A 10,035-nucleotide genomic window follows, 5' to 3' on the forward strand; every position below is an offset into this window, starting at 1 on the left:
TGAAAAATATTGGGGTATTACGCCCGAAACTGCGGTTGCGATTGCTCTATTGCAATTAACTCAAGGTCAACATATGTCTGAATTATCCAGTCAATTTTATAAAATTCCGCAAAATTTAGCTAGTTTGACGGATTATTACAGAAATAACGAGCCCAAAAATCCATATTGTAAATTGACTTATTTAGTGGAATATCTTTTTGGTGAACCTAGTGATAGTCTCAAAAAGTTAAAAGAATTATTTAATAATGCGACTGATCCACAAGAAAAATTGATATACGCAGATTTCCATAATTTAGTCCTAGAAGCTCTTAAGGATGAAGGAGAAGGTAGCGGTCAGCCAATTATTTATAATATCTCACCTAAACCAGAAAGCGATTCCGAACCGTTAATTATTAATGAGCAAGATTTTATCGAAAATCCACCTTGTATCATTACACCATTGCAAGCTAAAAAGCACGGGTTTGATCTCGATGAATTATATACTTATGATTCCTCATGGAGAGCAATTATTTTTGCGCCATTAACGATAACTAATCCCTACATTTTCGACGCTATTATCCAATTTTATAAAGTGCAGAATAAAATTAATCCCAACTCTACTATTATTTGGGGTGCAGAACAGGCGTATTGCTTTGGAAAAAAAATCGTGATTGATTTTAGTGGCACCCCCTATCAAGTGGGTATGGGAATTTATGGTAAAAACCAAGCTCAGCTAATTTATGGAGTAATGGATTTTGCAAAGATTGCTGTTGCAATGAACAAACAAGCGCCCGATAAAGAAAAATTATACGCACTGCGAAAACAATACTATTACTTTGATAGTCCAAAAGGAAGCCCAAACATTGATAAATCTAAGCCCGGTATAATGTATTTAGATGAGGCTTTAGGAGCCGGGATTTATAAGGATGATAATTATCGGGCAATCAAACAGCTTGAAAAAATCACACCGGATATGGGCGAAGTCTATGATGCCTCACTATTGTTTATGGCATATATGCAGCAGAAAAAACTAGATTATGCCATGGAGACACTACAAAGAAAACTCGATACTACTGAACTAAAACAGGTGTACCAAACAGCACAAAAACGCCTGCCACAATATCAAGAATATTGGCAGGAAAAGTTAGCGGAATTATAAAAAATAAAATCATAAAAAGGGGCTTATGCCCCAATAAACAGGATAAATTCAAATTATTCTGATAAATATAAAAAATTAACCATAAGGAAAACATAAAACAATGAACCAATATTTTGAATGCATTGATGAAGTGAATAATAAATTTTGGTATATCGAGCAAAAAGATAACCTTTACACGGTGCTTTACGGTGCGGTTGGAACCGAAGGGCAAAAACACACTAAGACCTTTGCCTCGCAGGAGGAAGCAGAAAAAGAAGCCTGCAAAATAATAAAATCAAAAATAAAAAAGGGTTATCAAGAAAAAAACATACCAGCAACCCTATTGCCCGCGATAGCCCGATTAAGTCAAATTATCAAAATGCCCGATGCCCCAAAACCGAAATATCACCCCAAACCCACACCACCCAAAGATGTGATTGATGACGGTAAAGAAAAACCGTGGTTTGATCTTGATGAATGGGCTGATGAGGGTCAACCTAACCCATTTGATTTTGATGAGTTACGTAAAGTTCCGCCTAAAAAAGTTGCTCCAGTTAAACAACCACCAAAACAAAGTAATGCCCCGATTAAAAAAGAGACAGTCACCAAAACACCACAAGAACAAGAATTTGATAACTTAAAAGTTTTGTTACGAAAATATATAAAGCAAGGTGAGCAGTTCGATATTGAAGCTAAGTTCGAACAATTAAAAGCGTTAAGTCCAAACAATAAGGAATTTCAAATTTTCATCAAAGATATGCTTCAAATGATATTTTCAAAATTTATGAAGAAAATATCACCGATTCACTTTGATTGCATTCCTTATCTTTTGAGAATCAGAGATCCAGAAATTCTTTTCCAAGAAATCTTTGCGCAAGGTGTGATGAAATATATTTATGACCGTTATCAGACTCATTCCGAATCAATCCATTGTCTGGCTGAACAATATCTTACCGATTATCCGGTACAAATGGTGGATAAAATAGTTAACGCATTACAGAGTATTTTTGAAACTACCCAGACAGGAGGTGAAAAAAATATTTCAGCTAACAAATTCCCTGAAAATGTTTGTGGCTTTAATATCACCTTTGATTATAAAACGCTGGAAATATATGCTTTATTCAATGAACGAAATTCCAAACGCTATTATTCAGAAAGTCTAAATGAGCTAGAATATGATGGGACTAGTTATGGCGTTGAGATAAATAATCAATACTTTGTTCCATTACTTACCAAAAAACTCCAGAAAATGCTGGATGATGGTTTTTTTGGTGGTATGACTGATAAATATTTCAGAATTGCCCTTTTCCAAACAGATAATATTCTTATTGAAATACCAATAGAACAAACCTACCGACAAACAAGGATATTTAAGCTTGAAAGCGACCTAAAATATCTCGAGCAATCAGATGAATATTATGCAGATTTGCTAACTGACACGGTTGAGGAATATTTTGCCCTTAATGGCGTTATTGAGCAATACGATACCGATAGAATTTTAGCATTACTAAAAAAATATCTTTATTCAGGTGAGAAAGAGGCTGAATCGAAAGGACGTTCACTGTTAAGGAAATACGACGATTTTGATTATAACAAATGGCATTTAGTTGATTTACAGTTTGAATGGGCTAATTTTGATTATAGATATGCTTATAACAGTGTTGAATGCTTAGTTGATAAAGGATATGAACCAGCAATTCTACAAAAACAAGCGTGGGATAAACTGGGCATTATTGATAACAAGCCTGATAGCAAGCCAGAAAAAAAAGACGATCCAGACGATCAATCAGAAACCGAACGTTTTTATGATACTTTTACTGAAACTGATGTTTTTTGTGAAACTGAAACCATTATCGCCAGAGCCATGCCAACGGGTGGTGAAATTTACTTACGCTTTAAACAAGAAAGTGAACAGGCATATTCCGATGCACTTGATTATTTAAATAACTTAATGGCAAAAGGTTATTCAAATATATTTGAGGGGCATTGGCTTCATATTTATTTTGTTGCCAAACCTGAATACTATTCTGAATTCGCTAAATACGTTAAAAAATATGTACACTTTGAAGAATATGAACTAGGGATGGGGATAGCTTGTTGTTCACATGTTTTTTTCCGCAAAGCAGCGATGTACGAAAGTTTACATGATAAAATTCGAGAGTTTGTTGACTTAACTATGTATGAACTTGATTATAGTTTTGATTTACAAGATGAATATAGTTCAGTCGCCGGGGCATTTGCTGCTATTGCCCTGGCAATGACGGATGTGAAACATATGGATTTGGCTATTAAATTTGCACTTGAAATCGATGGTGACCATGAATATTTGGCAGGTAATTTTGGTATTGTTCTTGAAAAATATTGGGGTATTACGCCCGAAACTGCGGTTGCGATTGCGCTATTGCAATTAACTCAAGGTCAACATATGTCTGAATTATCCAGTCAATTTTATGAAATTCCGCAAAATTTAGCTAGTTTGACCGATTATTACAGTATGAACGAGCCAAAAAATCCATATTGTAAATTGACTTATTTAGTAAAATATCTTTTTGGTAAACCTAGTGATAGTCTTAAAAAGTTAAAAAAATTATTTAATAATGCGACTGATCCGCAAGAGAAATTGATTTATGCTGATTTTTATAATTTAGTTTTAGAAGCTCTTGAGGATGAAGATGAAGTTAGCGGTCAACCAATTATTTATAACATCTCACCTAAACCAGAAAGCGATGTCGAATCGCTAATCATTAATGAGCAAGATTTTATCGAAAATCCACCTTGTGTCATTACGCCATTGGAAGCTAAAAAACGCGGGTTTGATGTTGGTGAATTGGTAACGTATGATTCCTCATGGAGAGCAATTATTTTTGCGCCATTAACGATAACCAATCCCTACATTTTCGACGCTATTATCCAATTTTATAAAGTGCAAAATAACATAGGTGTCCGCTCTGTTATCATTTGGGGCACTGAACAAGCGTACTGTTTTGGTAAAAGGGTCGTGATTGATTTTAGTGGCACCCCTTATCAAGTGGGTATGGGAATTTATGGTAAAAACCAAGCTCAGCTAATTTATGGAGTAATGGATTTTGCAAAGATTGCTGTTGCAATGAACAAACAAGAGCCCGATAAAGAAAAATTATACGCACTGCGAAAACAATACTATTACTTCGACAGTCCCAAAGGAAGCCCAAACATTGATTACTCTAAGCCCGGTATAATGTATTTGGATGAGGCTTTAAGCGCCGGGATTTATAAGGATGATAATTATCGGGCAATCAAACAGCTTGAAAAAATCACCCCGGATATGGGCGAAGTGTATGATACCTCACTATTGTTTATGGCATATATACAGCAGAAAAAACTAGATTATGCCATGGAGAAACTGCAAAGAATCGATACTACTGAACTAAAACAGGTATACCAAACAGCACAAAAACGCCTGCCACAATATCAAGAATACTGGCAGGAAAAGTTAGCCAAATTATAATTAATAAAAAGGCTTACTAATTGGGGCTTAAGCCCCAATTAACAGAATAAATTCAAATTATTCTAATAAATATAAAAAAGATAAGTATAAGGAAAACATAACACAATGAAAAAGTATCTAGAATATAGCGATCTACAGTCAAACAAATTTTGGTATATTACCCAACAAGACGAATCACTAACAATCGTATTTGGTAAGGTAGGGGCAAAAGGACAAACACAAGTTAAAACGTTTTTATCGCCTGCCGATGCGGAAAAAGAAGCCTACAAACTGATCAGATCGAAAATCAAAAAGGGCTATGAGGAAAAAGCAATCCCACCAGCGTTTGAACAATCAACCTGCATAGAAAAGCAAAGCCAAACAATCATCAAAATGCCCGATGCCCCAAAACCGAAATACCACCCCAAACCCACACCACCCAAAGATGTGAAGGATGACGGTAAAGAAAAACCGTGGTTTAATCTTCAAGGATGGTCATATGGAGGTCAACCTAACCCATTTGATTTTGAAGAGTTACGTAAGGTATCTCCCGTTCAACAACCAACAAAAGAAATTAATAACCCGGTTGAAAAAGAAACTTTAACCAAAACAGCGCAAGAACTAGAATTTGAAAATCTTAAAAATATGGTTCAAAAGCATATTAGACAAGGTGATCAATTTGATGTCGTAGCTACTTTCAATAAACTTAAAGTTCTTAGTGCATCAGAAACAGTATTTCAAACTTTAATAAAAAATGTACTTGAAGCTATTTTTTCTGATTTTGTTATTTTGGTTTCTCCAATTCATTTAGATATCTTAGCTTATCTTTTACCTATTAAACATTCAAATATATTGATAAAAGAACAGAATGCTAAGGGAGTTTTGAAATACATTTATGACAATTATCAAAGCAATTTAACAGGTATTCATGGTTTAGTTGATAAATATCTAACCGCTTTTTTTAAAGATATAGCTGAAGAGGTGGTGATTCAAGTTAAAAAATTAGTCGAGACAATTCGCTCTGGTGGAAGTGATAATATCCCAGCCTTTAAACTTCCCAATGCTACTTACGGATTTTTCATCAGAACGTTCAGTAAAGGATGTATTAAAATTTGTAGCCTGAACTATGACAATCGCTATATTGATTATACAGAACACAATTGTGATATGCAGTATCATAATCCAATACTTATCATCCAATATTTAACACAATTTTTAAAACCTAAATTACAACAAATGGTTGATCAAGATTTTTTTGAGGGTCTTACCGAAAATTACTTTAAAATTGCATTTTTCAATCAATTTCAACCATTAGCGGATAAACGCTTGAATGAGGATCACCTTAATGAATTAGCAAAAAATATAGAGGCAAATCTTCAAAAACTTGAAAAATCGGATGAATATGATATCGAACTCTTATCTGATACAGTTAAAGCGTATTTTGCTTCAGATGGCGTTATTCTGCATCTTAAAACGGATAGAATTTTAGCATTATTAAAAAAATATCTTCATTCTGGTGAAGAAAAACCCAAAAAATAAGTATAAGTCTTATAGAAGAATATGCTGATTTTGACTTTAATAAATGGCATCTGGCTAACCTCCAATTCAAATGGAAAGATTTTGATTTTAAAGTTGCTTACAAAGGGTTAAATCCTCTAATAAATGCTGGATATGAGCCAGCAATAATACAAAAACAAGAGTGGGATCAGCTGGGTGAAATTCATTACACACCCCGTGTAATAGAAGATTCAATAAATCAACATGTAAATACATATTCTTATAACTCTTTTACTGAAAATGATGTTTTTTGTGAAACAGATGCTATTATTGCTAGAGCTATGTCAACAAATGGCAAAATCTATCTGCGTTTCAAAGAAGAAAGTGAGAAGGCATATTCACAAGCACTTGATTATTTAAATAGCTTAATGGCAAAAGGCTATTCTAAAAAATTTGATGGTTATTGGCTTAATGTTTATTTTGTTACCAAGCCTGAATACTATCCTGAATTTGCTCGCATCATCAAACAATATCCTGATCTAGCCAGTAATTCTCATGCCTTTTTTCGCAAAGCAGCGATATACGAAAGTTTACATGATAAAATACGAAAATTTGTTGAATTAACAATGGAGAAATTTCACCATTGTTTAGATCTCCAAGATGAAGATAATTCTGTCGCAGGCACATTCGCTGCCATTGCTTTGGCAATGACGGATGTGAAACATATGGATATGGCAATAAAATTTGCACTTGAGACCGATGATGAACACGAATTTTTGGCAAGTTATCTTGGCAAAATATTGCAAAGACATTGGGGGATTACTCCAGAAACAGCAGTTGCGATTGCATTATTGCAATTGAGCTATCAAGAACAACCTAATTTATCCAGTCAATTTTATATAATACCGCAAAATCTTGCTACGCTAACTGATTATTTTAATGACTGTGATATCCCCTATGAAAGTCGCAAAATCATTACTCTCGCTGCGAGCCTTTTTGGTAACGGAAAATATAGCTTAAGAAAACTAAAAGAGTTGTTTAGTGATGCGACTGATCCTTTGGCAAAAGAGATTTATGCTAATTTTCATAATTTAGTTTTAGACGCTCTTGAGGATGAAGATGAAGTTACCGGCCAACCAATTATCTTTAACATCTCACCTAAACCAGAAAGCGATTCCGAACCGTTAATCATCGATGAACAAGATTTTATCGAAAACCCACGTTGTATCATTACACCATTGCAAGCTAAAAAACGCGGGTTTGATGTTGGTGAATTGGAAACGTATGATTCCTCATGGAGAGCATTTATTTTTGCGCCATTAACGATAACCAATCCCTACATTTTCGACGCTATTATCCAATTTTATAAAGTGCAGAATAAAATAAATCCCAACTCTACTCTTATTTGGGGTGCAGAACAGGCGTATTGCTTTGGAAAAAAAATAGTGATTGATTTCAGTGGCACCCCCTACCAAGTGGGTATGGGAATTTATGGTAAAAACCAAGCTCAGCTAATTTATGGAGTAATGGATTTTGCAAAGATTGCTGTTGCAATGAACAAACAAGCGCCCGATAAAGAGAAGTTATACGCACAAAGAAAACAACACTATTATTTCGATAGTCCCAAAGGAAGCCCAAACATTGATAAATCCAAGCCCGGTATAATGTATTTGGATGAAGCTTTAGGCGCTGGGGTTTTTAATGATAATAATTATCGGGCAATCAAACAGCTTGAAAAAATCACCCCAGATATGGGCGAAGTGTATGATGCCTCACTGCTGTTTATGGCACATATGCAGCAGAAAAAACTAGATTATGCCATGGAGAAACTGCAAAGAAAACTCGATACTACTGAACTAAAACAGGTGTACCAAACAGCACAAAAACGCCTGCCACAATATCAAGAATATTGGCAGGAAAAGTTAGCCAAATTATAAAAAATAGGATTATAAAAAGGGGCTTATGCCCCAAAAACAATAGGATAAGTTTCATTTATTCTCATAAATATAATTAATAAGATAAGTATAAGGAAAACATAAAACAATGAACCAATATTTTGAATGCATTGATGAAGTGAATAATAAATTTTGGTATATCGAGCAAAAAGATAACCTTTACACGGTGCTTTACGGTGCGGTTGGAACCGAAGGACAAAAGCACACGAAGACCTTTGCCTCGCAGGCGGAAGCAGAAAAAGAAGCCTGCAAAATAATAAAATCAAAAATCAAAAAGGGTTATCAAGAAAAAACCATACCAGCAACGCTATTGCCAGCGATATCCCGATTGAGTCAAATTGTCAAAATGCCCGATGCCCCAAAACCGAAAAACCACCCCAAACCCACAACACCCAAAGATGTGATTGATGACGGTAAAGAAAAACCATGGTTTTACCTCGACGAATGGGTTGATGAAGGTGAACCTAACCCATTTGATTTTGACGAGTTACGTAAACCCTCTGTAAAAAAAAACATATCAAAATCAACCAATACATCGGTTAGTCCATCATCCGCAAAATCTGTGATTGAGTCGCCGCCAATACACGTGAGTCAATCACCCAAAAGTAGCAAAGAATATCTGGATTTAAGAGAATTATCTCGAAACTATATAAAACAGGGCGTGAATTTTGATGTGGTAGCAACATTTAAAGAATTGAAAACATTAAGTCCGTCTATAGAAGTATTTAATACCTTAGTCAAAAATACTGTAGGAATTATATTTTCAAAATTTATAGAGAAAATAGCTCCGATACATTTTGATTGCATTACTTATTTTTCAACAATTCTTGATCCAAATATTCAAATAGCTGAACGAGAATCTAAAGGTGTATTAAAATATATTTTTAATCGTTATCAAACCTGTCCTGTTTCTATTCATCATCTGGCTGAACAATATCTTACCGATTATCCGGTACAAATGGTGGATAAAATAGTTAGCGCATTACAACACATTGTTGACACAATTCGAGCAGGTGGTGAAGATAATATTCCAGCTTACAAATTACCAAATCATGTTTATGGTTTTTATATTACCTTCGATGAAGGATATCTAAGAATACTCGCTTTAATTCGAGGCGAGAATCCAAAAAGTTATCGATCATTTGCTATCAATGATCTAGAGTATAATGCGCCTCAGTATAGTGATCAGATAAATAATCAATATTTTATCCCACTACTTACCGAAAGACTCCATAAAATGCTGGATAATGGTTTTTTTGAAGGTATTACAGATCATTATTTTAGAATTGCTTTCTGCAATAAGGACAATATTTTTATCGAAACACCAATAGAACAAACCTACCGACAAACCAAGATACTTGAGCTTGAAAGCGACCTAAAATATCTGGAGCAATCAGATGAATATGATGTAGATTTGCTAACTGACACGATTGATGAATATTTTGCCTATAATGGCATTATTGATAATTATGATACCGATAGAATTTTAGCATTAATAAAAAAATATCTTTATTCAGGTGAGAAAGAGGCTGAATCGAAAGGATGTTCTCTGTTAACAAAATACTGCAATCTTGATTATAACAAATGGCGTTTAGTTGATTTACAGTTTGAATGGGAAAATTTTGCATTTAAATATGCAGATGTACATATCAAATACTTAGTTGATAAAGGATATGAACCAGCAATTCTACAAAAACAAACGTGGGATAAGCTGGGCATTAGAGATAGCAAGCCAGGAAAAAAAGACGATTCAGACAATCAATCAGCAATCGAACGTTTTTATGATACTTTTACTGAAAATGATGTTTTTTGTGAAACAGACACGATTATCGCCAGAGCCATGCCATGGGGCGGAGAAATTTACTTACGCTTCAAACAAGAAAGTGAACAGGCATATTCCGATGCGCTTGATTATTTAAATAGCTTAATGGCAAAAGGTTATTCAAATATATTTGAGGGGCATTGGCTTCATATCTATTTTGTTGCCAAGCCTGAATACT

General features: G+C 34.5%; 5 protein-coding genes. All 5 read left to right on the top strand.

Translation table 11 applies throughout. From position 1 onward, the window contains the following. Positions 1 to 1,138, top strand: a 1,138-nt coding sequence (locus tag FcAc13_RS11870) for a hypothetical protein (RefSeq protein ID WP_187756442.1), incomplete at its 5' end; no start/stop codon positions are given. A 100-nt stretch (positions 1,139 to 1,238) separates the two neighbouring features. Beyond that, a complete protein-coding gene (locus tag FcAc13_RS11875; protein WP_187756443.1) occupies positions 1,239 to 4,604 on the top strand; it encodes a DUF6138 family protein in 3,366 nt (1,121 codons plus the stop codon). Positions 4,605 to 4,709: 105 nt separating this feature from the next. Continuing rightward, positions 4,710 to 6,122 (top strand): WGR domain-containing protein, encoded by a 1,413-nt coding sequence (locus tag FcAc13_RS11880; RefSeq protein WP_187756444.1) that lies wholly within the window; start codon positions 4,710 to 4,712, stop codon positions 6,120 to 6,122. Positions 6,123 to 6,409: 287 nt separating this feature from the next. Further along, positions 6,410 to 8,017: a DUF6138 family protein gene (locus FcAc13_RS11885; RefSeq protein ID WP_343066794.1), complete on the top strand. Its 1,608-nt coding sequence runs from the start codon at positions 6,410 to 6,412 to the stop codon at positions 8,015 to 8,017. A 106-nt stretch (positions 8,018 to 8,123) separates the two neighbouring features. Beyond that, positions 8,124 to 10,035 (top strand): WGR domain-containing protein (locus FcAc13_RS11890; RefSeq protein ID WP_187756446.1); only part of this gene is annotated, 1,912 nt, incomplete at its 3' end.

This window comes from Frischella japonica, assembly GCF_014489845.1.
Classification (GTDB): Bacteria; Pseudomonadota; Gammaproteobacteria; order Enterobacterales; family Orbaceae; genus Frischella; species Frischella japonica.

Bases quoted from the DNA above. Each gene is read 5' to 3' on its own strand.
- FcAc13_RS11875 (WP_187756443.1), top strand. From the start codon at position 1,239: ATGAACCAATATTTTGAATGCATTGATGAAGTGAATAATAAATTTTGG.
- FcAc13_RS11880 (WP_187756444.1), top strand. From the start codon at position 4,710: ATGAAAAAGTATCTAGAATATAGCGATCTACAGTCAAACAAATTTTGG.